General features: G+C 43.1%; 22 protein-coding genes. 12 read left to right on the top strand and 10 right to left on the bottom strand.

Translation table 11 applies throughout. From position 1 onward, the window contains the following. Positions 1 to 81: 81 nt before the first annotated feature. Together hrpA and DC094_RS19825 are read left to right on the top strand one after the other, a co-directional pair. Entirely contained in the window at positions 82 to 4,014 is a 3,933-nt protein-coding gene (gene hrpA, locus DC094_RS19830; protein WP_116688873.1) for an ATP-dependent RNA helicase HrpA, read from the top strand. Between the two features lie 179 nt (positions 4,015 to 4,193). Beyond that, a complete protein-coding gene (locus tag DC094_RS19825) occupies positions 4,194 to 5,168 on the top strand; it encodes a DUF3187 family protein (protein ID WP_158527411.1) in 975 nt (324 codons plus the stop codon). A gap of 167 nt (positions 5,169 to 5,335) precedes the next feature. Here DC094_RS19825 and DC094_RS19820 read toward each other — a convergent pair whose 3' ends face one another. Next, positions 5,336 to 5,674 (bottom strand): tyrosine-type recombinase/integrase, encoded by a 339-nt coding sequence (locus DC094_RS19820; protein ID WP_304598355.1) that lies wholly within the window; start codon positions 5,672 to 5,674, stop codon positions 5,336 to 5,338. 232 nt (positions 5,675 to 5,906) lie between these two features. Between DC094_RS19820 and DC094_RS19815 the strand changes: the two genes are divergently transcribed. From DC094_RS19815 to DC094_RS19795, 5 genes are all read left to right on the top strand, one after another. Next, complete coding sequence (locus DC094_RS19815) at positions 5,907 to 7,013, top strand: transposase (protein ID WP_116688870.1); 1,107 nt, start codon at positions 5,907 to 5,909, stop codon at positions 7,011 to 7,013. Positions 7,014 to 7,390: 377 nt separating this feature from the next. Beyond that, positions 7,391 to 7,660, top strand: coding sequence for a hypothetical protein (locus tag DC094_RS19810; RefSeq protein WP_116688869.1), 270 nt, complete (start codon positions 7,391 to 7,393; stop codon positions 7,658 to 7,660). 166 nt (positions 7,661 to 7,826) lie between these two features. Further along, positions 7,827 to 8,306: a YiiD C-terminal domain-containing protein gene (locus tag DC094_RS19805; protein WP_116688868.1), complete on the top strand. Its 480-nt coding sequence runs from the start codon at positions 7,827 to 7,829 to the stop codon at positions 8,304 to 8,306. A gap of 92 nt (positions 8,307 to 8,398) precedes the next feature. Further along, the gene (locus DC094_RS19800) at positions 8,399 to 9,523 is read left to right on the top strand and encodes a beta-ketoacyl-ACP synthase III (RefSeq protein ID WP_116688867.1); all 1,125 of its coding nucleotides are present in this window, start codon (positions 8,399 to 8,401) and stop codon (positions 9,521 to 9,523) included. A gap of 146 nt (positions 9,524 to 9,669) precedes the next feature. Further along, the gene (locus DC094_RS19795; RefSeq protein ID WP_158527410.1) at positions 9,670 to 10,419 is read left to right on the top strand and encodes an MlaA family lipoprotein; all 750 of its coding nucleotides are present in this window, start codon (positions 9,670 to 9,672) and stop codon (positions 10,417 to 10,419) included. 68 nt (positions 10,420 to 10,487) lie between these two features. Here the strand turns inward: DC094_RS19795 and DC094_RS19790 are convergent, their stop codons facing one another. Further along, a complete protein-coding gene (locus DC094_RS19790) occupies positions 10,488 to 10,811 on the bottom strand; it encodes a PilZ domain-containing protein (RefSeq protein WP_116688865.1) in 324 nt (107 codons plus the stop codon). A 151-nt stretch (positions 10,812 to 10,962) separates the two neighbouring features. Here DC094_RS19790 and DC094_RS19785 point away from each other — a divergent pair, with 151 nt between their 5' ends. Together DC094_RS19785 and DC094_RS19780 are read left to right on the top strand one after the other, a co-directional pair. Further along, positions 10,963 to 12,144: a SpoIIE family protein phosphatase gene (locus tag DC094_RS19785; RefSeq protein ID WP_116688864.1), complete on the top strand. Its 1,182-nt coding sequence runs from the start codon at positions 10,963 to 10,965 to the stop codon at positions 12,142 to 12,144. A gap of 2 nt (positions 12,145 to 12,146) precedes the next feature. Continuing rightward, on the top strand, positions 12,147 to 12,635 hold the full coding sequence (locus DC094_RS19780) for an STAS domain-containing protein (RefSeq protein WP_116688863.1): 489 nt from the start codon (positions 12,147 to 12,149) through the stop codon (positions 12,633 to 12,635). 53 nt (positions 12,636 to 12,688) lie between these two features. Here DC094_RS19780 and tal read toward each other — a convergent pair whose 3' ends face one another. The 7 genes from tal to DC094_RS19745 all read right to left on the bottom strand — a co-directional run bounded on the left by tal (position 12,689) and on the right by DC094_RS19745 (position 20,787). Further along, positions 12,689 to 13,636, bottom strand: a complete 948-nt coding sequence (gene tal, locus DC094_RS19775; RefSeq protein ID WP_116688862.1) for a transaldolase — start codon at positions 13,634 to 13,636, stop codon at positions 12,689 to 12,691. A 6-nt stretch (positions 13,637 to 13,642) separates the two neighbouring features. Beyond that, complete coding sequence (locus DC094_RS19770; protein ID WP_116688861.1) at positions 13,643 to 15,310, bottom strand: BatD family protein; 1,668 nt, start codon at positions 15,308 to 15,310, stop codon at positions 13,643 to 13,645. Continuing rightward, positions 15,304 to 17,208, bottom strand: a complete 1,905-nt coding sequence (locus DC094_RS19765; protein WP_116688860.1) for a vWA domain-containing protein — start codon at positions 17,206 to 17,208, stop codon at positions 15,304 to 15,306. Before DC094_RS19765 ends, DC094_RS19770 begins: the two co-directional genes overlap by 7 nt. Further along, positions 17,201 to 18,187, bottom strand: coding sequence for a vWA domain-containing protein (locus DC094_RS19760; RefSeq protein WP_116688859.1), 987 nt, complete (start codon positions 18,185 to 18,187; stop codon positions 17,201 to 17,203). The genes DC094_RS19765 and DC094_RS19760 overlap by 8 nt, the downstream gene beginning before the upstream one ends. Then, on the bottom strand, positions 18,184 to 18,627 hold the full coding sequence (locus tag DC094_RS19755; protein ID WP_158527409.1) for a DUF4381 domain-containing protein: 444 nt from the start codon (positions 18,625 to 18,627) through the stop codon (positions 18,184 to 18,186). The genes DC094_RS19760 and DC094_RS19755 overlap by 4 nt, the downstream gene beginning before the upstream one ends. Then, positions 18,620 to 19,666, bottom strand: a complete 1,047-nt coding sequence (locus DC094_RS19750) for a DUF58 domain-containing protein (RefSeq protein ID WP_116688857.1) — start codon at positions 19,664 to 19,666, stop codon at positions 18,620 to 18,622. The genes DC094_RS19755 and DC094_RS19750 overlap by 8 nt, the downstream gene beginning before the upstream one ends. Before the next feature lie 161 nt (positions 19,667 to 19,827). Continuing rightward, positions 19,828 to 20,787, bottom strand: coding sequence for an AAA family ATPase (locus tag DC094_RS19745; protein WP_116688856.1), 960 nt, complete (start codon positions 20,785 to 20,787; stop codon positions 19,828 to 19,830). A gap of 462 nt (positions 20,788 to 21,249) precedes the next feature. Here DC094_RS19745 and adeD point away from each other — a divergent pair, with 462 nt between their 5' ends. After that, positions 21,250 to 23,019: an adenine deaminase gene (gene adeD / locus DC094_RS19740; protein WP_116688855.1), complete on the top strand. Its 1,770-nt coding sequence runs from the start codon at positions 21,250 to 21,252 to the stop codon at positions 23,017 to 23,019. 565 nt (positions 23,020 to 23,584) lie between these two features. Further along, entirely contained in the window at positions 23,585 to 24,367 is a 783-nt protein-coding gene (locus DC094_RS19735) for a hypothetical protein (RefSeq protein ID WP_116688854.1), read from the top strand. A 74-nt stretch (positions 24,368 to 24,441) separates the two neighbouring features. Here DC094_RS19735 and DC094_RS21935 read toward each other — a convergent pair whose 3' ends face one another. Further along, the gene (locus tag DC094_RS21935; protein ID WP_133245643.1) at positions 24,442 to 24,624 is read right to left on the bottom strand and encodes a hypothetical protein; all 183 of its coding nucleotides are present in this window, start codon (positions 24,622 to 24,624) and stop codon (positions 24,442 to 24,444) included. A gap of 77 nt (positions 24,625 to 24,701) precedes the next feature. On the opposite strand from DC094_RS21935, the gene DC094_RS19730 reads away from it, so the two are divergent. Continuing rightward, positions 24,702 to 25,461 (top strand): transposase (locus DC094_RS19730; protein ID WP_133245642.1); only part of this gene is annotated, 760 nt, incomplete at its 3' end.

The raw sequence follows: 25,461 nt of genomic DNA, 5'->3' as shown, positions 1-25,461 counted from the left end.
CTACAGACATCTCTGTTATCGTTGATGTCTGTAGGCCGCAATGCTGTGTGAACAAAATGATCGTGGTATCATTGCTGCTTTATGTTTTTTGATACCTGGGCCGTTTTGAAGTCTCGATTACATCACCTGCGCCAACAACTTTCCCAATGTCTGACCGAAGATGACTGGACGTTACGTCGTCGCTTACGCTCACTGAAGCGGCGAATTGAACAAAATCAGCCGGTTGATAAAGCACTGTCAGATGTTGAACGCCAAATTGAAAAGTCCAAAGCCACTTTGATTGAACGCAAGCTATCGGTGCCGAAAATCAACTTTAGCGATCAATTACCGGTTTGCCAAAATAAAGATGAAATCGCAAAGGCGATTCAAGATCATCAGGTGGTGGTGCTTGCAGGTGAGACGGGCTCGGGTAAAACCACGCAACTACCGAAAATCTGCCTAGAACTCGGTTTAGGTGTTCGCGGAATGATTGGCCACACCCAGCCGCGCCGTTTGGCTGCCAGAACCGTTGCCAAGCGAATTGCTGAAGAATTGAATAGCGCTCTGGGAACAGCGGTTGGATTTAAAATTCGTTTTAACGACCAAGTGGGCAAAAATAGTTACATCAAGTTGATGACCGATGGCATTTTGCTCAGTGAAATGCAACGGGATCCGCTGCTAAGTCAATATGAAGTCATTATTATCGATGAGGCCCATGAGCGTAGCCTGAATATCGATTTTTTAATGGGCTATTTAAAGCAGTTATTGCCAAAGCGTCCTGATTTAAAAATCATTATTACCTCGGCAACGATTGACCCTGCTAGATTTGCTCGACACTTTGATCATGCGCCGGTACTAGAAATTTCTGGCCGAACCTTCCCGGTTGAAACCCGTTATCGCCCTTTGCTAATTGAAAATGGAAGTGGAAGTGCAAGTGGTGAGAGTAGTGAAAGCGGCAAGGGTAGTAATGATAAAAACAAATCGATCGATCTTGACCAAGCGGTAGTCGATGCGGTTGATGAATTAAGCCGTGAAAGTCGTGGTGATATTCTGGTGTTTTTACCGGGTGAGCGAGACATTCGGGAAATTAGCGAAGCGCTGCGTAAGCAAAACTATCCGAATACCGAAGTTTTGCCGTTGTTTTCACGATTAAGTAGTTCAGAGCAAGACCGAATTTTTCAAAATCAGAAGTTTAGAAAAATTGTGTTAGCGACTAACGTTGCAGAAACCTCGGTGACAGTGCCCGGTATTCGCTATGTGATTGATTCCGGTTTAGCCAGAATTAGCCGTTACAGCTATCGCACCAAAGTCCAAAGATTACCTATCGAAGCGATTTCCCAAGCCAGTGCTAGCCAGCGGCAGGGGCGTTGTGGTCGTTTGTCTGATGGTATTTGCATTCGTTTGTTCAGCGAAGAAGATTTTTTAAATCGAGCTGAATTTACCGAACCTGAAATTCTCAGAACCAATTTGGCTTCGGTTATTTTGCAAATGAGCCAGCTTCGGTTGGGTGATGTAGAAAAATTCCCGTTTGTTGATGCGCCAGATGCTCGGTTTGTTCGAGATGGTTATCGATTGCTGGAAGAGTTATCGGCAATGGAAGATGGCCGGTTAACTGATACCGGCAAGAAAATGGCGCGACTGCCATTGGATCCGCAATTGGCTCGAATGCTGATTTCTGGTGGCAGCCTTGGCTGTTTAAGCGAGCTGTTGCCGATTGTTTGTGGTTTAAGCATTCAAGACCCTCGCGAGCGGCCTCAAGAGGCAACTGCCCAAGCTGATCAGAAACAGTCAGAATTTAAAGATCCTGATTCAGATTTTGCTTCTTTGTTGAATTTATGGAACTTCACCCGTGAAAAACGCAAGGAATTAACTGGGAATCAATTTAAGAAAGTTTGTAAGGAATATTACCTAGCGTATATGCGCGTTCGTGAATGGTGGGATATTCACCATCAATTAAAAGAACAGTTGCTGGAAATGAAGCTGACTTTTAATACCGAACCTGCTGATTATGAAAAAATCCATAAAGCGTTGCTAAGTGGTTTTATCAGTCACATTGGTTATTTAGATGAGGATAAAACCTATTTAGGCGCCAGAAATTCACGCTTTGAAATTTTCCCAGGTTCCGGGATTAAAAAGAAAAAGCCTAAGTGGTTATTTGCCGCAGAAATTGTTGAAACCTCCAAGGTATTCGCGCGGTGCTGTGCCAAGGTCGAGCCGCAATGGATTGAACAGCTAGCGGGCGATCAGCTGAAGCGAAGCTACAACGAGCCTTATTACGATTTACGTCGTGGTGAAGTAATGGCTAGCGAGAAGGTTACGCTCTATGGCTTGACCGTGGTCAGTGCTCGAAAAGTGCGTTACTCAATGCATCATCCTGCCTTATGCCGAGAGATTATGCTTCGACAAGGTATGGCGGTTGGAAAGTTTAAATCGACGGCACCTTTTTGGGCGCATAATCAGCGATTAATTGCTGAAATTAAAGAATTAGAAGAAAAGCAACGTCGCCAAGATCTATTGGTTGATGATGAAGATATTTTCTTTTTCTATGACCAGAATATACCGGCTGATGTTGTTGATCAGCGTGGCATTGAGAACTGGTTGAAAAAAACAGCCGATAAACAACCGAAAGCGTTGTTTATGGAAAAAGAGCAGCTACTTCGCTCCAATGCATCTATTGCCGGCGAACAACAGTTTCCTTCTTCTTTGGCGATCGGCAATCATAAATTACAGTTGAAATACTTGTTTGAGCCAGGCCGAGAACATGATGGTGTCAATGCTATCGTTCCTTTGTCTGTATTACCAGACTTACCCGCTGCGCCCTTTGAATGGTTGGTTCCGGGTTTAATTCGTGAAAAATTAATCGCCTTAATTCGTGGTTTGCCGAAACCAGTGCGTAAAAATTTCGTACCGGCACCTATGTGGGCTGATACCTTAATGGAACAACTGGATTTTCGTCAGGGAAGTTTAATTCCTGCGGTGACTTCTGCGCTATTAAGAAAAAGCGCCATTATGGTTGAGCCGGAAAACTGGAATTTTACTAACCTTGATCCACATTTGACCTTCTGCTTTAGAGTTATTGATGGCAAAGGAAAAATATTGGAAGTGGGTCGTGATTTAACCGCTTTGCAGGCGATGTTTAAAGACCAAGCCAAGCAAGCTGCCGAAGAGACCAGTAAAGATTTACCTTCGACGATGGTTAAATGGCAATGTGGTGAAGTGCCTGAGGTTCTTGATCAAGATCTGCCTGGTCAGCCGTTACGGGTTTTCCCGGCATTAATCTCTGATACTGGAGCGAAGTCGGTTTCTTTAAAGTATTTTGCAACGAAAGAAGATGCGCAGCAATCGCACAAAGAAGCGGTAATAACGCTTTGTGTTCAGCAAGCACCTGATCAAATGAAATGGCTGATTACCCGAGCAAAGGGCATTAATAAATTACAGTTGTTATTTAGTGCGTTGGGTAATGGTAGTGAATTAAATAAGCAACTAACGCGCTCATCGGTTGAGCGTTGTTTGGGAGAAACATTGCCTAGAACGCCAGCACAATATGATGCATTGCTATTAGATATAAAGCAGAATGTTTGTGATCGTGGTGAGCAGTTAATTCAACAGCTTATTGATATTCTTTTGTTGTGGCAAAAGAACCAAAAGCTTAGCCGTAAAGTTAATAATTTATTGCTGATGGAATCATTAAAAAATATTCAAGATCATCTGTCTTCATTGGTCTATCCCGGTTTCTTGTTAGAGATCCCTGAGCAATGGTTAGAGCAATATCCTCGCTATTTAAAAGCTTTAGCGGCAAGGTTGGAGCGATTGCCTAGAGAAGTTTCTCGTGACAGGGAGCGTTACCTAGATGTCGAAAACTGGCTGGAAAAATACCGGCAAGCTCTAAAAATATATACGCCAGATCAACTAGAAGAATTTCGTTGGATGTTGGAAGAGTATCGGGTGTCGTTATTTGCTCAAGAATTAAAAACCATCAAGCCGATTTCAGCACCTAGGCTACAAAAAATCTGGCAGGCAGTACATGCCCAATAAAGTCATATTGTAGTTGTGATTGTGGTTAGTTCAGTGTTTCAACCGAACCACAGCATTTATGATTTGTTGTGGTTCGGTAAAAGTTTTATATTGATAGCTTCAAAGGCGACTTTCCAGTGGAGAATGTTTTGTTAAACAAAAAAAATATCTTGATACTGAAGTGCTTGCAGTCTTTGTTTGTGGCTGTAGCAGTTTTGCCAACCAGTATTCATGCTGCACCTTTGCCACTACATAACAGCTTTCCTACCCTGCAACCTTTTTTAGGTTTGCAGCAAAAACCACTTAATCGTGATACTTTGTTAACAACGAGTCTCGAACATTCTAGTGTTAGTTTTTTTCGTCAAAATGATCGAGTGACTGCCAACTTTGACCTAGAAGTTTCTCGTTTAAATTTATCATGGCAACAACCGGTTACCGATGATTTATTACTATCGGTTGATTTGCCGGTGGTGAGTTATAGCTCGGGCGCTTTTGATAGCTTAATTAATGGCTACCATTCAGCTTTTGGTTTTCCTGAAAATGGTCGAGATCTCAGGCCAGACAACCAGTTTTTATATCAATTTGAATACCTCGGTCAGCCATTGGTGCAAGCAAATAATGGGAAGTATTATTTTGCAGATGCCCGAATTGCTGTGGATTGGTTATTTAGCGCTGACAGTCAATGGGCGCTAGGTTTAATTGCTGAAGCGCCACTGTCTAGTGGTCGCCATGGTGTGAGTAATGGCCATTGGGATTTTGCGATTTCAATGGCTTATCAGCAGCAAGATATTAAACCTAGATCTGAACTGTGGCTAGATAATCTACTAAATATCGCACAATTAACCAGTTTCCATTGGAAGGCGGGTTGGTATTTACCCGGAGATTGGAAGGGTTCACAGCAAACTCTTGCAGCCAAAAATAATTTTCAAATAGCTGCGGGTGCCAGTGTACCTCTAGATAGCAATTGGCAATTGGTGTTAGATGTTTTGGCGCAACAATCACCCTTCGAAACAACCGGCATTAGAGAGTTAGATAGCGCTTCAGTAACGGTTGCTGCAGGCATGCAATGGCAGGCGGATCAGAGCAATCTGCTATCGATTCATTTTGTTGAAGATTTAAATACCGCAGCATCGGCGGATATTGGCTTAATTGTTGGCTGGCAGAAAACTTTCTAGAGTCACATTATACCATTATCTTTTGTTGTGTTTGTTGTGTTTGTTGTGTTTGTTGTGTTTGTTGTGTTTGTTGTGTTTGTTGTGTTTGTTGTGTTTGTTGTGTTTGTTGTGTTTGTTGTGTTTGTTGTGTTTGTTGTGTTTGTTGTCAGGTGCTTAGATGGCTAATGCTAAAAGTCTAAAGGGCTTTTAACTGCGCTAGCACCATGATTAATTACGTGGGTATAAATTTGCGTTGTTTCTACTGATTTATGGCCGAGTTGTTCTTGGACGGTACGAATATCAGCGCCGCTTTCCAGTAGGTGAGTAGCAAAACTATGTCGTAGTGAGTGGCAGCTAATTTTCTTGGTGATGCCACTAGTAATTGTTGCTTTACGCAATGCTTTGCGTAGCACTGTTTCATGCAAATGGTGGCGTTTTAACTCCCCTGTCTCCCTGTCGATACACAGCCTGGTTGCAGGAAATAAATATTGCCACTTCCATTCAAACGGCGCAGGTTTATAACACAGCGCTATAACACACTAATATAACACAACGCCACCCAAAATATTATTTATACCTGCAAAAAAACATTTAATTTCTCATCTGGTTGCCATTGATTTTATAACACAACGCCACCCAAAATATTATTTATACCTGTCAAAAAACATTTGATTTCTCATTCAGTTGCCATTGATTTAATCTTTGGTAACCGTTGATTTTTGCAGGAGCGGCACTTGAAAAAGTTGTCATTTTCACATCATGCCATCACCCAGAGCGATTCTATACGATCCGAAAGAAAATCCATTTCTCCATGTAATTTCGCGTTGTGTTAGGCGAGGGTGGCTGTGTGGTGAAGATCCAACGCTACTTAAAAAGCACCGTAAAAATTACGATCATCGCCGCCAGTGGATTGTCGATAGAATTGATCGATTGAGCCAGGCGTTTGCGGTGGATATCGCAGCTTATGCTGTGATGTCGAATCACTATCACTTAGTAGTGTATATTGATGTTGAACGAGCAAAAAACTGGAATATCAAGCAGGTGCTGTTGCAATACTGCAAAGTGTTTTCGCCTCACCCTTGGGTTAAAGATTATTTAGATCCAAGCAAATACCATTTACTTACCCAAATGCAGGTTCAGTGGGTCGAAGAAACTGCCGATACAATTTACCGCGAAAGGCTTTATTCTATCAGCTGGTTTATGCGCTCAATTAACGAGCCGCTGGCACGAATGGCCAACGCGGAAGATCAATGTAAAGGTCGTTTTTGGGAGGGGCGTTTTAAGGCGCAAGCATTGCTGGATCAACAAGCGTTGCTAACCTGCATGGCTTATGTCGATCTTAACCCGCTTCGTGCAGGCATTGCGCAAACCCCAGAAGATTCTAATTACACTTCAGTTCAAGCGCGAGTGGAAACTGAATTACCTGCCAGCAATCATCGTAGAAAGAAAAGCCGAAAAACAAATGGTCAGCGTCGCTACGATTATAATTTCGCCCGATTAAAATCGTTTGTTGATAGCGAAAGTAAACCCAGTATTAATATCAAAGATAAACCTCAGTCTCTGCCATTTAAATTAAAAGATTATTTAGAATTGGTTGACGCTAGTGCTCGCATGGTACGCACAGACAAAAAATATCACATAGACAGCAGCTTGCCGACAATTTTTGAACGATTAAAAATCGAGACTGATGCACGCTGGTGGGCATCGGCCATGAGCGGTCGCAGCACCGTGATGGCCAGTGCAAGACAGTTTGCCCACGCAATGGGCAATGCGCTGAACCTCAAGCAGTTTCGTGATCGAGTCAAGCAACAAACCGAGGCTTGGCGACAGCAAATGCAAGTGCCTGGAAAACAACCACCTTCTTAATACCTAGTTGTGCTGAGTGGGTTTAAGTCAAAAACTTTAAAATAAGATGCCATTTCAATAACCAGAGTTAATCTGGTTTTCGTCGTGGCATCAATTCAATATAATTGCATTCAAAACGAAGAAGATAGTTGCAGCAATTGCGTCAAATGCCAGCTTTTTCAGTTATCCCAGTCATTATTTTTTTTGATCAAGATATAATTAAAGTCTTGGGTGGCATGCTGTTTGTGTTAATACCTAGTTGTGCTGAGTGGGTTTAAGTCAAAAACTTTAAAATAAGATGCCATTTCAATAACCAGAGTTAATCTGGTTTTCGTCGTGGCATCAATTCAATATAATTGCATTCAAAACGAAGAAGATAGTTGCCGCAATCGCGTTGAATGCCAGTTTTTTCAGTTATCCCGGTCATTAGATTTATTGATTGGGATATAGTTAAAATCGTGGGTGGCATGCTGTTTTGTCAAATGCCAGCTTTTGCAGTTATCCCAGTCATTATTTTTTTTGATCAAGATATAATTAAAGTCTTGGGTGGCATGCTGTTTCTAATTAAAGTCTTGGGTGGCATGCTGTTTCTAATTAAAGTCTTGGGTGGCATGCTGTTTTCTAAATCGTGGGCAGCATGCTGTTTTGGCATGCTGTTTTGTGATTAATACATTGGCTGGTATACGCATTGATATCAAAAGCAAAGCCATTGCTTTTTGTTCGATCCTCTAGCAGAGTAGCGGTATTTCGCGCTTCCCTCATACTTTTGAGCTCCTTGTTTCAAGTCCTCCAGGTAGTGCGGTCAGCGCAACGCATTAGTAGGTAACAATAAAAATGAGCCTTAAGCAATTAAAAAATAAGATTCTTTCCTGGGGGGTCTCCTTGGGTATTCGTCAGCAGATCCCCTTGCTTTCAAAAATATCACCTTGTTTAGAATCCTATGATGATCACAAGCTAGTGGTAAAAGTGCCGCTCAAAAAACTGACAGCTAATCCTTATAAAAGTATGTATTTTGGTGCGTTATCTATGGGCGCTGAGATGGCAGCCGGTTTGCCGGTGATGCTTTATATGCGCAAGAAAAAAATTAAGGTTTCGATGGTAATGCGTGATGTGCAGGGCGAGTTTATCAAGGCTGCCCGGGCTGATGTTCATTTTTGTTGTGCCGAAGTTGCCGCATTAAATCATTTGGTTGATCTGGCAATTGAAACAGGTAAACGCCAGCAATTAGTTGCTTTGGTTGAAGCGCGTTGTCCGAGCCTTGATTCTGAATTAGTGGCTAAGTTCGCATTTACCGTGTCAGTCAAAGCGGCCTGACTAGAATTACGTGACCAAAAGTTGCTTGATGACAAGTTGTCGCGCAGTTATGGTAATCCAATCTTCATAATCATAAGAAAAGAGAGTCTTCAGTGAGCAATGTAGTTATCAGTGGCTCTGGCCTGTTCGTTCCTGGTGAGAGTGTCTCCAATGATCAGCTCGTCGAAACCTTTAACCAGTGGGTTGCACAAGAAAACCAGTCTCGAGCCGAGGCAGCATCTGAATTGCCTGAACTATCGCCCTCTGGAAGTGAATTCATTTTCAAGGCTTCGGGTATTGAAAGCCGTTATCTGATGGATGCCAAAGGGGTGCTGAGCGTTGATAGAATGCGTCCGCAGTTTGAAAATCGTGACAATCAGCAGTTATCTATTCAGGCAGAAATGGGCGTTAAAGCGGCTCTTGAAGCGTTAGAGCAAGCGGGTCTTAAGCCTGAAGATGTTGATGCGGTGATTGTTGCTTGTTCTAATTTACAACGGGCTTACCCAGCGATTGCGATTGAAATTCAAAGCGAATTATCGATTGATGGCTATGCCTACGATATGAACGTTGCTTGTTCTTCGGCGACTTTCGGTATTCAAGCGGCTAGAGATGCAATCGCTAACGGTTCAGCGGACAGGGTGTTGGTGATTAACCCTGAAATCTGCAGTGCCCATTTGAATTTTCGCGATAGAGATTCACACTTTATTTTTGGTGATGCCTGTACTGCAGTTCTGCTTGAGTCTGAAGCTCAAGCAATTGAACGGAAAGTACCCCATTGGAAAATTCTGGATATTTCATTAAAAACCAATTTCTCGAATAATATTCGCAACAATGCTGGCTATCTAAATCCTTGTGAAGAGCCACCAAGATCCCAAAATGATCGGTTGTTTATTCAGCAAGGTCGAAAAGTTTTTAAAGATGTTGTGCCAATGGTTGCGGCAATGATCGGTGCGCAATTAGAAAAAAATAGTATTGAGAGTGAAGGGTTAAATCGGATGTGGTTGCACCAAGCAAATATCAATATGAACAATTTGATTGCCAAGAAAGTTTTGGGCCGGGAAGCCAGTAAGCAAGAAGCCCCTGTTATTTTAAATGAATTTGCCAATACCAGTTCGGCAGGTTCAGTGATTGCTTTTCATCGCCATAATAGCGATTTACCGACTGGTAGTGTTGGTCTGCTCTGTTCATTCGGTGCCGGTTATTCGGTGGGAAGTGTATTGCTAAGTCGTAGCATGTAACTTTTTTAGTACGAGTTAGATTAGTTTTGGCACTTTATTTGATTATTCATGTCCATCATTAATGCAAGTTAAGCATCAGAATAGAAAGCTGTGAGGCTGATCTATTTTTGCTATATTTGCCGGGTGAATTTTAAATGAGAGGCCAGATGAAACATCTTAAACTTGCTGCTATCGCGCTAAGCTTTTCTTTTTTGGCAGGCTGTGCAACTTCAGGGAATCCGATTGATCCTTATGAAGGTTTTAACCGATCCTCCTATGAGATAACAGATGCAGTTGATAAGGCAGTGCTTCGACCTGTTGCAGTGACTTATCAAGAATGGACGCCAAGGCCGATTAGAAACAGCTTCAGCCGATTTTTTGGCAATTTGGCCGAGCCATTAACCATCATTAATGACTTGTTGCAGTTTAAGCTGGTGCAAGGTGCTTCTGATACCGGTCGTTTTCTTGTGAACAGTACGATTGGTGTTTTGGGATTGTTTGATCCAGCGAGTGATTTTGGTTTAAACAAGCACAGCGAAGACTTTGGGCAGACTTTAGCTTATTGGGGATATGAGAATTCATCTTTTTTGTTTATTCCACTGCTTGGCCCAACCACAGTTCGAGATGGATTGGGCACAGTAGCAGGTTTCGCATTACAGACTGATCCAGTAGGGCACATCAGTGACACCGTGCCAAGAGTGTCAACTCAGGTAGTGCGTACGGTAAATCTTAGAAGCAGACTGATTGCTCAAGAAAGCTTGCTGGAAGGCGCAATTGATCCATATTTATTGTTGAGAGATGCTTGGTTACAACAGAGAGTTTTTTCAATCTACGATGGTGATGTGCCTGAAGATGATGACGAAGAAGCTTGGCTGGATGATGAGTCGGATGAAGAGTTAGAAGCACTAGGTCAGTAATTAAGTGCCCGCATGCTGATTAGGTTTCAATAACTAAGTTAAGTTGCTACCAGTAACAAGCCGGTCCATTATTGGATCGGCTTGTTGCTTTGTGGAAGGTCCATTTTTAGTGCGATTTCATAACATGATGAATCTGCTATTAGCTGGCATCGAATCACTAAGGCGTTGGTTATCAATGGCTGAACATTGATATCGGCACTGTAAACTTCAATTTCAACTTCTGAATTAACATTCAAAGCAGTTGCCGATTCAAACAATAAACCGTTAGCACTAATATTGATGCATTTTCCTTGCAGCGGTTGGTCGCTGTTGAATGGCTTTATGATGACCTTGCCTGGAATCCGCATCCGGAAAAAAGCGCGCTTTTCCTGATTTATTGTTTCATCTGACATTTAAAAGTCCTTTTTTTTATCAGTGGTGCTGGAACGATTCAGTGCTTTGTTTTAGCATCGATGACAGAAATCAGAACCAACACTGATAATTGCCTATCAGCAGTTTGGTCGCCTAGCTCAAGGATGTCCATTTTTACAAGTCGGAGTTGATATGGAGTTTGTCGAAGACTGTTGCACCCCAGCCAGAATTCTGACGATTGATGATGAAAAAGTACTTCGTGAAAGCATCGTTGCTTATTTGGAAGACAGCGGCTTTGAGATGATGGAAGCCTCTGATGGTCTGAAAGGTTTAGCGGCATTTCGCGATAACAAGCCAGACTTGGTGTTATGTGACTTGCGCATGCCGGAAATGGACGGTTTGGATGTATTGGCTGTTCTGCAAAAAGAATCACCTGAAACACCGGTGATTATGGTTTCCGGGGCAGGCATTTTATCTGATGCAGTTGAAGCTTTGCGGCTAGGTGCTTGGGATTATCTAGTTAAACCAATAGCCGATATGGCAGTGCTCGAACATGCAGTGAGAGCATCATTGCAAAAAGCTCGCCTGATTAAAGAGAATAATCTTTATAAAGCGCGCTTGGAAAAAGCCAACCGAGAATTAGAAGAAAGTCTGAAGCGGCTGGAAGAAGATCAGGAAGCAGGGCGCAAGGTTCAAATGCAATTGCTGCCAGAAAACGGCAGTTTGTGCGGCATAGACTTCACGCATAGAGTGATACCATCGCTTTATCTTAGTGGCGATTTCGTTGATTATTTCAAGTTGTCCGAGTCTCAAGTTGCCTTTTATGTGGCAGATGTTTCTGGTCATGGTGCTTCGTCTGCGTTTGTCACAGTCCATCTAAAAACACTCTTTAATGAGATGATGAAGCAACAAGATGGGGTGCTTGAACAACCTATCGAATTGCTAACACGCTTAAATAACGATGTTTTAGAGTCTCGTTTAGGCAAGTACCTCACCATGGTTTATGGTGTGATTGATACTGAAAGCAATGTTCTTAAATTAGGTTTTGCAGGGCATTTCCCGCATCCGGTTTTTTCTACCGGTGGTAAAGCAAGATACATTGAGCAGGCAGGTTTCCCGGTCGGTGTATTTGAAGGCGCGGAATACATGTCGCTGGAACTAGAATTACCTGATGCTTTCAGTTTGAATATTTTCTCTGATGGCGTTTTAGAAGTTATGCAAGAGCAGGGTTTAGCCAATAAAGAAGCTTATTTATTGGGATTAGTTGACCAAGATAATCAAACAGCCGATCAAATATGTCAAAAGCTAGGTGTGAGCGATATGGATGTGCCGCCGGATGACATTACGGTTCTGACGATTCAAAGAAAGGGGTGATAATGCATACAGGGCAAGTACTCCACACTGAGCAAAAAGGACTTTGCATCATCAAGTTCGTTGGAGAAATCAGATTTAATCTGTGCAGCGCGCTAGATATTTTAGTGCGGCAATTGTTTGAGCAACGACCATGTGAAGGTGTACTGGTCGATCTTAGAGAAGCAGATTTCCTCGATTCAACTGCTTTGGGTTTATTGGCAAAAATCACCATTGCCAGTAAAAAATATAATAAACCAGTGCCAACACTTATTTCGCCACAACCAGATATTAATCGGGTATTACAAAGTCTCGGTTTTGAAAAAGTTTTCCGAGTGCTTGAAACTACGGATATTACGCCGGAAGCTTTAAGCGATTTATATCCAATTGATGAAGACCCACAACAGATGGGCAAACGAGTTCTAGAAGCGCATCAAGCGTTAATGGAATTAAACCAGCAAAATGCTGAAGTATTTGCTGATGTGGTTGAATTACTGGAAAAAGAAACTCGATAAAAAAAAGGCTAGTAAAAACTAGCCTTTTTTTGCAAATTTGTTCGGTGTTGATATTACCAGCTGGCGAGTATCAGACTCTCCAGCTTGCGCTGATCGACTGCAAATTTTCGGATACCTTCAGCCAGTTTCTCGGTGGCCATAGGGTCTTCGTTCATCAGCCAAGTAAAGCTCGCCTGATTACTGGTATCCATTGCTTCTAATGGTGCCAGTTCACGGTTTAATTGGCTGGCAGGTTGATCTTGGCTCTGGCTCAATTCGCTGAGCAGGCCAGGGCTGATCGTCAGGCAAGTGCAGCCAGACAATGCTTCCACTTCGCCGGTGTTGCGAAAGCTTGCTGCCATCACTTCTGTAGTAAACCCTTTTTGCTGATACAGCTGCCAGATACGACTGACTGAAATCACCCCAGGATCATTTTCTGCGGTGTACTCAACATCAGTATTGGCTTTGTACCAATCGAGAATTCTGCCTACAAAGGGTGAAATCAGCGTAATGCCTCGTTCGCCACAAGCTTGTGCCTGAGCGGCATGGAAAACCAACGTCAGGTTACAGTGAATGCCTTCTTTTTCTAATTGAGCTGCGGCTTGAATGCCTTGCCAAGTGGCGGCAACTTTAATAAGAACGCGCTCAGATGACACGCCGTGGTTTTTATAGTGTTCAATTAAACGAAGACCCTGCGCGATGGTTTTTTCAGTATCAAAAGACAGTCGAGCATCGACTTCTGTTGAAATACGTCCTTCGATAATCTGAGTGATTTCAGCGCCAATGCTAGTGGCTAACCAATCTTGTGCATATTGTAATTGAGCATTTTTATCGCCGGCTTGTGCCTTGGCTTTTTCAATCGCATTTTTAATCCGCGTTTGATTTTCTGGCTTGCTAATATACGCCAGTACCAAACTTGGGTTGGTTGTTGCATCAGTTGGTTTATGTTGTTTGATCGCCTCAACATCAGCGGTGTCAGCTACAATTTTCGACTGAGTCGAAATTTGCTGTAATTTGCTCATTTAATATTATCTCCGTGATTCTGACGTTGCTTCCGGATAGAGAGGGGGAAGCACTGGCGAATTCTGTTTGCTATCGGCTCGTGTAAAGCAGCGCTTAAATATTTGTTCCGCTTGCTTACCATCCCAACTGGCATTTTCTGCGAGCGGATTAGCAGCGTAAAGAACCTGCTGCAGTCTGGCAATTTCTTTTGCCACCTCACTATCATAAGCGGCCAGTTCTGCCAGACTATTGACATTTTTAAACTGGTTTTGCTGTTTTAACCAAACTAACAATGCTTGATAAGCTTGCTGTGGTTGACCATTTCGGCAAGCCTGCAATAAATCTTTCAGATAAGCATTCGCCGAATTGATCGATAAAGAATGGCTATTTGATGCAGTTTGCATAACAGATTTGCCGATACGTTTTTTTAATCGTCGTCGATCAAACCACCAACCTAGCAGTGTTAGCGGCCACAGTAGCGCAAATACTGAAATAGTGAATTGGCGAACTTCCACCGATGGCTTGGTCGGTAATTCTGGTGCGGCAATAACTGTAGTCGCTGGATTAATAACCACCGTTTTTGCAGCTAGCCGAGCATAGTCAAGCGCCCCTGTTTGGGTGTTCCAAAAGGGAATGCTCAGCTCAGGTAATTGTAATTGCCCGGCTTTATTTGGAATTAAGGCTACTTTTAATTGCTTGCGACCGGTAAATAAATTATCACTAATAAAATTATCTAGCTGCTCTGGTTCTGGGTAAGCACGGAAATCTTCAGTTGGCTGCCAATTAATCGGCGGTAATTGCTCAGCTTTAACCCCAAATCCAATTAAATCTAATGTAGCGGTAACTGCTTGGCCCACTTGCCAATCATTTTGCTTAGGTAAATTTAATTCAAATCTTAATTCGGGAGATGCTATCCACCAATCACTTGGAAAATTATCTGGTTTTTCCACGACTTCAATTTCAAATGCTGGGCTAGATGTGCGAATCACTCTACCACGGCGTAAACGACTGCCGGTTTCAGCAGCCAATGGCAGTTCAGGAATAGTTAATATGCCCGCTTGTTCGGTAAACAATGCGTAGTTAATTTGCCTCACCCGATAGGTTTCACCTTCAATTTTGGTGTTATAGCTAGTTTGTTCACCGATTTGCTCAAGCGTGGCATTATCGACCGATAGCTCGCCATTTTGTAACCGGTTCAGATTAACCCGGCTATACACTTTAAGGGTTAAGCTAATTTGTTGTCCTGGCCAGGCCTTATCGGTTGAGCTTTCCAATGTCATAAACAGCTCACGGCTTTCGCCGGCTAATGCTGGGTCGGGCATTGCGACTCGAATTTGGCTGGGGCGGGTGGTTAAATTACCAATCGATATTGCCGGAATGGTAATAATGCCGGCTTTTTTGGGTTCCAGTGTTACTTGCCAACGAATTTGTTGCGACACCTTGCCATTAATATTACGCATTTCACTGGACTGGTTTTGCCCTAATAAATGAAAGCTGTTTTGCAGTGGCGATAAATCAGGGTTGCTACCATAAATTGCTTCACCTTCCACTCTAATAGTTAAAATTAAGCTCTCACCGAGGGTGATATTGCTCCTATCGGCAGTGGCCGATGCAACAGGGTTTGCCGCAGAGGCTTGAGCGCAAAACAATAATATACCGAATAAAAATAATAGATTAATCGATCGGCTTACCATGATTTTTCAACCTCCTGTTGTCGTGACGATTGAGATTGCTGTGATTCGCGACTCATAGCATCAACCTGAAAGCGATTTCGCCATAACAGGGCAGGGTCATTGCGTAATTGCTGTAACACTTTTTCGGTTTCCTGATCTTGCATTATTTGCTGTTGGAGCTCTGCCTGGCGCTGTTGCAGATCTTCATCGAGCTTTTCTTGCTGCTCTCTTTTCTCTGCTTGCTCTGCTTCAGACAATTGGCTTTCCTCAGCTGGATCTTGTTGGTCATCTGACTTCTGATCCTGCTCGGCTTGTTTTTGATCTTGTTCTGATTGCTGCTCAGAAGGATCATTACTGGCTTGTTGGGATTGTTCTTCTTTAGAAGAAGCATCCTTTTGATCAGACTCTGAAGATTGATCTTTTTTGGACTGATCCTGATCCGAATCTTTTTGCTCTTGGTCAGATTGCTGCTCCGAATCTTTATCTTGCTGCTGATTTTGTTGCTGTTGCTGTTCTAGTAATTTTTTAGCGAGAGCTAAGTTATCTTTCATCTCAGCATGATTAGCCGCTTGCGTTAACCCATTTTCATAACGTTCGATGGCTTTTTCATATTCACCCAGCTGCATTAAACTATTGCCTTGGTTATATAAACCTTGTGCGCTAGGATCTTTTTCAAAATTATCCAGTGCGGTTTGGTAATCACCGGCTTTATATGCCGCTGCAGCTTTCCATTGCTCGGATGAAAAATCTTGCTGGGCCTGCTGGAAATTCTGCTGCTTAAATTGCTGGTAGCCTTGCTGGTTTTTGGTTTGCCATAAATCATTCCACTCAAAAGCCGGTGCAGGGGTCGGCAGCAGAAAAATCACTGCAATACTGGCCAGCCAGCCTTTTCGAAAGCTGGGTAGCAGCAATAAAATAATCAAAGGTAATAGCCAAAAGCCGCCATCTTGCCTTTGTTTAAATGAATGCTGCTTTTCAGCTTGCCGCTGGGCATCTTGAGTTTGCAGGTTTTTCAATAGCTCGATATCTGAATCATTGGTTTGTAACTGACTGAACAAACCGCCGCCATTCGCCGCTAAATTCCGCAGCTCGGCAATATCTAGTTTGGCGACAATAATTTGTCCCTGCTGCTTGATAAAGCTGCCGCTGTTCTTGCTTGCAGAGTTACCCGCAGAATTACTTGAAGCGCTACCCGGTAGCGGAATCGGTGCGCCTTGCTCGGTACCAACGGCAATTACCGATAATCTGAAGCCGCCGGCAAGTTGCTGCGCGGCTTGTAGGTCTCTTTCAGAGCCAGCTTCGTCGGTAAATAAAACCAATTGTGCTTGAGATATTTTGGCTTGCTGTAATAGCTCGACTGCCTTAGCGATTGCCAAATCGGTACGACTGCCGCGAGCTTCTTCAGGGATTAGCTCAGGTTGCATCACTTGCAGCTGGCTAATAATGGTTTGGCTGTCTTCGGTTAGCGGCGAAACAATAAAACTATCGCCCGCATAAACAATCAGTGCTTGTTCACCGGCCAGCTGCTGCTGTAACAACTGACGAATTTTAAGCTTGGCGCTGTCAATTCGGTTCGGTTGCACGTCTCTGGCATTCATCGACAGAGATAAATCCAGTAATACCACTAATGCACTGCGATCTTGTTTAACTTCAGCTTGTTGACTGCTCCAGCTTGGGCCAGACAAGGCAATAATGGTTAGCGCTAATGCCAGCGGCAGCAGCCATGACTTTCCAAAGTAATCTGCTTGGCTGTCGGAGCGTTTTAATAAATGCGGCAATAAATGCGCATCAACACTTTTTTGCCAGCTCTTGCTTTGTAGTTGCGATTTTTTTTGCCATAGCAATAAAGCAATCAAAGGAATAAAGCTGATTAACCACCAAGGGCGCAGTAAAATTAAGCTGGTTGCAGGATCAAACATTCTGCCTCCTGCGTTCAAATAATAGGTTGAAAAATAGACTGATTAAGAAAATAGATAATGGCCAAAAATAAAGTGCTTCAACTGGATAAAACCATTGTTGATCGGCTTCAATCGGTTCTAGCTGATCAAGTAGCTGATAAATTTTTTCCAATTCTTGTGGGTTTCTGGCACGAAAGTATTGGCCGCCGGTTTGCTCGGCAATCAAGTTCAGTAAGGCTTCATCTAGATCGGCAGCCGGGTTTTGTCTGCGGCTTCCAAAGAAATCGCGAATAATGCGTTCTTCACCGCCTATGCCAATGGTATGAATTTTTAACTGGTTTTGTTTAGCTAAAGGTAGAATTTTTTCAGGCTCAATTTCACCGGCAGTATTACTACCGTCGGTTAATAATATTAATACCCGGCTTTCTGCGGGAGAATCTTTAAGGGTTTTTAAACTCAAGGCAATCGCATCGCCAATAGCGGTTTCTGGTCCCGCCAAACGAATTTGCGAGGTTTGCAAATATTGGTTGATGGTGCGGGTGTCTTGGGTTAGTGGTGCCTGCAAAAAAGCTTGGCTACCAAATAAAATCAAACCGATGCGGTCACCAACGCGCCGTTCAATAAACGGCCCCATCATGCTTTTAATCACTTGCAGTCGATCAACCGGGCGACCCGCTAGCTCCATATCTTGAGCCTGCATGCTGCCTGACAAATCAACTGCCAGCATCACATCGCGGGCATTTCTTTGCTGGGCGATCGGCTCACCAATAAACTGTGGTCGGGCAATTGCACACACCAGCGCTATCCAGCCAATGGCAAATAATAGTGAAGAAGCAATATGACGAACATTCAGCGGATGGCTGTTGTTTTGTAATAGTGTAATGCGATTAAAAAAGGGTAAGCGTAAACTGCTGCCTTGTTGCTTAATTGCAGGTAGCAGTCGCTTTAAAATCCACGGTAAGGGTAATAAAGCAAATAGCCAAGGCCAGGCGAAATTCATTTTAACCTCCTGATCCATTGACCGGTTTTTTGATAGCAGTCTGCTACATATTCAGCATTAACCGATTGTTTTGACCATAAATTCTGCTGTTGTTCAAAAATGCTGTCTAATTGCTGATCTAACAAAAACTGTTGCCATTTCTGTTGGCTATTGTCACCGACTGAAATTGAAAACTGCTGCTGGGCAATCCGGCGAATTAGCCCGCGAGTTTTAATTAATTGATCTCTTGCTGGTAAATCAACATAACCTTGCCACTCTTTATAAGCGTGAGTTTTTAAGGAGTTTTTTCTTTTCAAATAGAAATAAACCACCAACGCAATGGAAACAATAGCTGCCAGCATTAGCAGCCACCAGCCCGGCGCTAATGGCCAAAGCCCGGGTTCTATTGGTAATTGAATGTCTTTAAGGTCTTTTAGTGGGTCGGCTGCTTGATTAACCATGACGAATTCCCAGCGCATGCTTTAATGCCAGCGCGAGCTGATCGGGGCTGGATGCTTGTTCAGTACTCATTCGGATATTGGGAATACCATTGCCAGATAACATGGCCGACAAGTTCAGTTGATGTTCTTTAAACTGTTGTTGCCAAGCACTGCGCAACGCTTTGCTGTGGGTGTTGATTTGAGCAGTTTGCTGTTGATGGCTAATCCAGTACTTCCCCGGAGGCGGCGCGGTTTGCTCTAATTGATCGGAGATAACCACCGCTAGCGGGTCGCAATGTTGAGCCAATCGATTGATCTGAGTTTCCGCATTGCTATCGAGCTGATAAAAATCACTTAACATCACCACTAGGCTACCGGGGCGCAGTAGCGATTGTGCTTGCTGCAACACCTGATGAAAAGTAATCGGTTCGCTTCCGCCATGGATATTAATGTCGATGTTTGTTTGAGCGTTTGCATCTGGCTGGCTAGTCACGCTAGATTCAGCATCGGTATTACAAATTAAATCGAGTAATTTAAGCAGGCTTTTTTTACCATTGCCCGGTTTGATTTGGGTAATAGTATTTCGGTTAAATACCATGCCGCCCACTCTATCGCCATGGGCGGTTGCCGCCCAGCCGAGCAAAGAAGTAATTCTGGCTGCCAGTACCGATTTAAAACAGTTTCTGGTGCCAAAGTGCATGCTTGGATTTAAATCGACAATAAAAAGTAATTGCCGATCTTTTTCTTCTTGAAATTCTTTGCTGAATAATTTGCCTGCGCGAGCGGTAACTCGCCAGTCAATGTGGCGAATATCATCGCCAAACTGGTAAGCGCGGCTTTGCTCGTACTCCATGCCTCTGCCTTTCAAACGGCTCATATGCGCACCGCTGCGCATGCTGCTGCTGTTTCGGGACGGCGGCAGGCCAAGCCCTTTTGCGCCGGCTCTATATCCAACTAAATCTTCCAGTTGAATCTGCACGTCAGCACTTATTTTATTAGTGGCGGCTTTATCAGTGGCAGTTTTATCGCTAGCAATTTTATCAGTAGCAGGGTCAGTCATCCCTAAACCTATGCAATCTATACCGGTGATATTTGAAGATACAGGCGCATTTTATGCTTACCTGCATCGCCAACCATTTAAAGTATTTATATTTTAAAATTCGTAGAAAAAATATCGAAGTTTAAAATGTTTCGTTATTATCGCACTTATTAAAAAATGCGTTACGGCAATGCAACGCATTCAAGCAGTCGTTCAATGATTTGGTCATTAGATATGCCGGATGCTTCAGCCTTAAAGCTAGGAATCAGTCGATGGCGCAGAATTTCCGGGCAGAGCTGGCGAATATCATCGGGCGTGACAAAATCACGACCATCCAACCAAGCCACCGCACGTGCGCAGCGATCAAGCGCAATAGTAGCGCGTGGGCTGGCACCAAATTCGAGCCATTGTGCTAATTGATCGTCATAGGCTTTCGGTTGGCGAGTCGCTTCGATAATTCGCAGCAAATAGGCTTCAACTTCATCGGCCATATGCAGCTGCATTAATTCCTGTCGCGCCTGAAAGATATTGGCTTGAGATAAGGTTTCTGGCTCTGGCGTATCGGTTTTAACCACTTCATTTCTAGCCAGCGCTAATATTAGCTTTTCGGTTTCAATGTCCGGGTAGCCAACAGTCACTTTCATTAAGAATCTATCTAACTGTGCTTCCGGTAGCGGGTAGGTACCTTCTTGCTCAATTGGGTTTTGCGTCGCCATCACCAAAAATAGTTCAGGTAGTTTGTGACTTTCTCCGGCGACAGAAATTTGTTGCTCTGCCATCGCCTCTAGTAAGGCTGACTGAACTTTGGCCGGCGCTCGGTTGATTTCATCGGCTAACAACAAGTTGTGAAACATCGGCCCGGCACGAAAGCTGAATTGACCATCGTGGGGGTTAAAAATTTCGGTGCCGGTCAAGTCAGAAGGCAATAAGTCAGGAGTAAATTGAAGCCGCTGGAAATCAGCATCTAACCCTTTGGATAGTGCCACGATCGCACGGGTTTTCGCTAGGCCGGGCGCACCTTCAACCAGTAAATGACCGTCTGCTAGAAGTGCAATCAGGATACGGTTAACTAATGAAGATTGGCCAATAACCTGCTGGTTGAGCCAATGTTCGAGAACTTTAAATGCTTGGTGTTGCGACACGGTTTATCCTCCTGATGCGGCGTATCAATAGTGCTGCTGCCTGTTACTGGTTATCAGATGTGCTTGAATGGCTAATATGGTCGACAAAGCAAGGTACATAGGGTGGGCAGGCAGGGCAAGTGTTTCATAGTGATCGATTGAAATGATAGTTTTACTCAGAGTTACTAATTATCTCAATCGCAAACTGCGGCTTTCAAAATTTTTGCGATTTTTATCGATAGAGGCCTTGCTTCAATTGACTGGTTTTAAGAAGAAAATCAGATTTTATGGATGGTTTTCGACTATTGCCGAATATTGCTGTACTGGTATGGCTTGAAACTTGCTGCTTCTTGGGATGGTTCTAACGCAGATGACGTATGTTACGCCAGTGCCAACGTAGGCTTTTCAAAAAAAGTGTTGGCGAATCATCAAATTTCCAACGGCTAAAAAATCTACTTAAAATATCCATTCAAGGAGCGGGATATGCAACAGCCCAAAGCTGGAGTCACTGACCATAGTGAATTGCAATCGCTATTGGCGGTAGCTCGCGGTGATCAGCCTGCCGACCTATTAATCACAAATATTAAAGTGCTGGATTTAATCAATGGAGGTGAGTTTGCCGCCGATATCGCTATTTATAAAGATAAAATAGCCGGAATCGGTAACGATTACAGCCATACCGGTGTTGCCAGAATCATCGATGGAAAAGGGGCAACGGCAGTTCCCGGTTTTATTGATGGTCATATGCATGTTGAATCTTCAACGGTGCATCCCATGGCTTTTGAAGCGCTGACCTTAGCCAAAGGTACCACCTCGATTGTTTGTGATCCCCATGAAATTGTTAATGTGATGGGGCGCGAAGGCATTGACTGGTTTTTACGTTGCAGTGAATTAATGCAGCAAAATATGTGGGTCCATGTCAGTTCATGCGTGCCCGCTTTACCAGGTTTTGAAACCAATGGTGCGGATTTTACCTTGCCAGAAATGGCCTCGTTGCTAGATAACCCAAAAGTGACTGGCTTAGCCGAGGTAATGAATTTCCCCGGGGTGATTAATGGCGACCCGGATATGCTGGACAAGTTGCACGTGTTCAAGGGTAAAAATATTGACGGCCATTGCCCAACATTAACTGGCAATCAATTGAATGCTTATTTAGCTGCCGGTGTACAAAACTGCCATGAAACGACCACTTATGACGAAGGCATTGAGCGCCTGCGCAAAGGCATGAGTGTGATTATTCGTGAAGGCTCAGCGGCACGAAATTTAGATGCGCTCGCAAAGCTAATTACTCCGCTAAGCGTTGATAGCTGCCTGTTATGTACCGATGACCGAAATCCCTATGAAATTCGCCACGAGGGGCACATTAATTGGCTGGTGCATCGGTTAATTAATAAGCACAACATTGCACCGCACTTGGCCTATCGAGCAGCTAGTTTGTCTGCAGCAAAACACTTTGGTTTTAAACATCTTGGTTTGCTTGCACCTGGCAAGCAGGCGGATATTTTATTAGTCAACGATCTACAGCAAGTGGCGATTTCTGAAGTATTGATTGCCGGAAAAACAGTCTCTGAATTAAATCTACCGGAGCAGGTAGAACAAAAGTTTCAGCAGTCTAATCCGCCAATTCAAAATACTGTACAAAGGCAGCCGTTAATCGCAGCAGATCTCGAAATTGGCCTAACCGATGGTCATTATCATGCAATAGAAATTATTCCCAATGAACTATTAACTAAAGATTTTTTAGTCGAATGGTGTGTTGGAAAGGGACGTGTTGGAGCATTTGTTGAAGATGATATTGCACTGATCGCAGTGATTGAGCGTTATGGTCATCAATCAAAACCGGCATTAGGTTTGGTGAGAGGCTTTGGTATTCGCCATGGTGCTTTTGCCGCCAGCGTCGCCCATGATTCGCACAATTTAGTCGTCATTGGCAAATCGCCCACTGACATGGCAACCGCAGTCAATTGGTTGATTGAGCAAGGTGGTGGTTTCTGTACCGTCAATCAGCAAGGGCAAGTTTCTGCAGGGCTTGAGCTACCACTGGCAGGGCTGATGAGCCTAGAACCGGCTGAGATAGTGACTGAAAAAATCACCCAATTAAAAGCCTGTTGTAAAGATATGGGCGTAATTCCCGCTGAACCTTTTATTCAAATGGCATTTTTAGCACTGCCAGTCATCCCAGAAATAAAATTGACCGACAAGGGGCTATTTAACGCAGTTAGTTTTGAAATGATGAGTGTGAAGGTGGGGTGAGAGATAAATAAATGAGCATTGCTGATTGATATTTTTTAGGTGGCAAAGCCCTGTCAGACAAAGGTATTGGCAAGGTAGTAAACCCCTGTATTGCCATCCAATCTAGAAAACACCTTGCGACCAACGGTATCGGTAGACCAGTAGTTTTAATTACTGGCCTACCAAGAATTAATGTTTTTATCTGTAGTTGTGTTAATGAGTTAAAGCTATGGGTGGTGTCTGTTTTCGTGTCGATAACTGTCAAACCTAAGAGAAAGAATCCGTATATGTTGTTTTCAGCCAACTATAAAAATTAATTTAATTTCAACTGGTTAGGGTTGGATGATAGATGCCCTTCTGTTCAGCGGATCATAAGTGACATTTCAGTCAATTGACATATACGGAAAGGAGATATACGGTCGCCTGCAAACGGTGAAAGCGGCTTCAGGTCACGTGGCTAGCGGCCTAAAGCGGAATCCTGCTTTCATATCTATATAAACCTATACGGAAACAGAACCGTATAGGTTGCTGTTAGGCTTATTTCATAATCAGCATTTAAGCTTCAAACTTTTATAAAGGTCAACAATTGGATAAAGTCAGAATAAAGTTATTGTTTCTTGGTCACCCTAGGCATGTAATCAATAAAAATAAGTTATCATCGTTTTCATCAAAGTTTTTTGAAGTTTCATCATTGGAATCAATTGAAAACTTACCTAAAGCAAATAAAAACGATGGTTATCTAGACGTAGAATACTCCGTTGATGAAGTCTCTAACATTATTACTAAAGCAAAGAATGCTGATATCACATTCGCTATTATGAATTACCCTTATGATGATGATTTTTACCTCCACAGAATAAATGATAATGCTGTTTGTTTATCTATTGCAGGGATAGACCAGCTACTTCTAAATAACAATATTTCTATTGAAAATTTTATCCTGAAAAATATATATGAAGTAGCTGTTTTGGTTAACATTTTACCGTCTGTTTGTAGCGATGAGGCATACGATATTGTTCACGACGACACTCGTGGATGTTTATTCGATATGAACGGTGATAAATTTGATGTCATCTACAACACTGAAAAACCTCAGCTATGTAACTCGTGTAAATCATATATTAATAGCAAAAGCTTACCTGATGGATACATTTCTAAGTTAGAGAAAGAACTTAAAAAAATAAAGAAACCATTAATATCTAGAGTCGAGTTATTTATTAAAAAATACCCACTTTTTTCTGTTGGTTTTACTTTGGTAAGTTCTTTTATCATAAATATTTTAGCTAGTTTATTTCTTGAGTACTCAAAGTTAAACATTGCATTCACTGACTTGATCAAAGCTATGGTTAAATGTTTATCGGGTACATAAGCCTAATCGGGTAGCCGAGGGTCTCTAACCCTCAGCCCCCACAACACCCTGCATGCGGGTCCGCACAGGGCGTTTCACTTGGGATAGTGAAGTGTGATCCATCTTTCCCTTAACGAGAATAAGCCTTCAGCCTCTAAATATGCATTGGTTAAACCTTGCTGAATGCTCGATGTTTTCGAGCTGCGACAAGGCCCTTTGCTGCTGATGCCACAACCTACAGGAAAAATAGCGCCACCCATAAATTTATTTATGATCACGCTGCTGCCTAAAAACATTTGATTTCAAAAGTGAATCCATTCCAGATAACATCAGAAAACCACTGAAATAAGCTGGAGTGGATGCTTGTAAAAAGCCTTCCTTTTCTATTATGCCTGCACCTCGTGCGATCTTGTTTGACCCAAAGTCGAATCCATATGTGCATGCCTGTTCAAGATGCGTTAGGCGAGGGTGGTTGTGTGGTGAAGATCCTGCGATTGTGCCTGAGCTTCGAAAAAATTATGATCATCGTCGCCAGTGGATTGTTGATCGTATTGATCTGCTGACTCGGGCATTTTCGATTGATGTGGCGGCCTATGCCGTGATGAGCAATCATTATCATTTGGTGCTTTATGTTGATGTTGCGCGAGCCAATAAATGGAGTGCGCGCCAGGTGTTATTGCAATATACCAAAGTGTTCGATGCCGAGCCGTTAGTAAAAAAATACCTTAGTTCACAAAAGCGACGCCTGCTCAGCGCAGCTGAAATTCATTATGTTGAAACCAAAGCTGAAGAATATCGCAAGCGATTGTATTCAATTAGCTGGTTTATGAAATCGATTAATGAACCGCTGGCTCGGTTGGCCAATGCCGAAGACCATTGCAAGGGGCGTTTTTGGGAAGGCCGTTTTAAGGCCCAAGCGTTACTCGACGAACAAGCGCTACTGACTTGCATGGCGTATGTTGACCTCAATCCTTTGCGTGCAGGCATTGCTAAAACACCAGAAACATCAGATTACACGTCCATTCAAGCAAGAGTCGAAACCGAGTTGCCAGAAGTGGCGTCTAAATCGGGCCGTACCAAAAACAATAAAAAAGCAGCTAAAAAACGACGCCATG

The sequence above is a fragment of the Pelagibaculum spongiae genome, assembly GCF_003097315.1.
GTDB lineage: Bacteria > Pseudomonadota > Gammaproteobacteria > Enterobacterales > Pelagibaculaceae > Pelagibaculum > Pelagibaculum spongiae.
Note: the sequence above shows the minus strand (reverse complement) of the source record. Positions and strands in the feature narration are given on the sequence as shown.

What these genes read in the sequence shown, in the direction of transcription:
- hrpA (WP_116688873.1), top strand. Translation starts at nt 82, where the DNA reads ATGTTTTTTGATACCTGGGCCGTTTTGAAGTCTCGATTACATCACCTG.
- DC094_RS19815 (WP_116688870.1), top strand. Translation starts at nt 5,907, where the DNA reads ATGCCATCACCCAGAGCGATTCTATACGATCCGAAAGAAAATCCATTT.
- DC094_RS19810 (WP_116688869.1), top strand. Translation starts at nt 7,391, where the DNA reads ATGCCAGTTTTTTCAGTTATCCCGGTCATTAGATTTATTGATTGGGAT.
- DC094_RS19805 (WP_116688868.1), top strand. Translation starts at nt 7,827, where the DNA reads ATGAGCCTTAAGCAATTAAAAAATAAGATTCTTTCCTGGGGGGTCTCC.
- DC094_RS19795 (WP_158527410.1), top strand. Translation starts at nt 9,670, where the DNA reads ATGAAACATCTTAAACTTGCTGCTATCGCGCTAAGCTTTTCTTTTTTG.
- DC094_RS19790 (WP_116688865.1), bottom strand. Translation starts at nt 10,811, where the DNA reads ATGTCAGATGAAACAATAAATCAGGAAAAGCGCGCTTTTTTCCGGATG.
- DC094_RS19785 (WP_116688864.1), top strand. Translation starts at nt 10,963, where the DNA reads ATGGAGTTTGTCGAAGACTGTTGCACCCCAGCCAGAATTCTGACGATT.
- DC094_RS19780 (WP_116688863.1), top strand. Translation starts at nt 12,147, where the DNA reads ATGCATACAGGGCAAGTACTCCACACTGAGCAAAAAGGACTTTGCATC.
- tal (WP_116688862.1), bottom strand. Translation starts at nt 13,636, where the DNA reads ATGAGCAAATTACAGCAAATTTCGACTCAGTCGAAAATTGTAGCTGAC.
- DC094_RS19770 (WP_116688861.1), bottom strand. Translation starts at nt 15,310, where the DNA reads ATGGTAAGCCGATCGATTAATCTATTATTTTTATTCGGTATATTATTG.
- DC094_RS19765 (WP_116688860.1), bottom strand. Translation starts at nt 17,208, where the DNA reads ATGTTTGATCCTGCAACCAGCTTAATTTTACTGCGCCCTTGGTGGTTA.
- DC094_RS19760 (WP_116688859.1), bottom strand. Translation starts at nt 18,187, where the DNA reads ATGAATTTCGCCTGGCCTTGGCTATTTGCTTTATTACCCTTACCGTGG.
- DC094_RS19755 (WP_158527409.1), bottom strand. Translation starts at nt 18,627, where the DNA reads ATGGTTAATCAAGCAGCCGACCCACTAAAAGACCTTAAAGACATTCAA.
- DC094_RS19750 (WP_116688857.1), bottom strand. Translation starts at nt 19,666, where the DNA reads ATGACTGACCCTGCTACTGATAAAATTGCTAGCGATAAAACTGCCACT.
- adeD (WP_116688855.1), top strand. Translation starts at nt 21,250, where the DNA reads ATGCAACAGCCCAAAGCTGGAGTCACTGACCATAGTGAATTGCAATCG.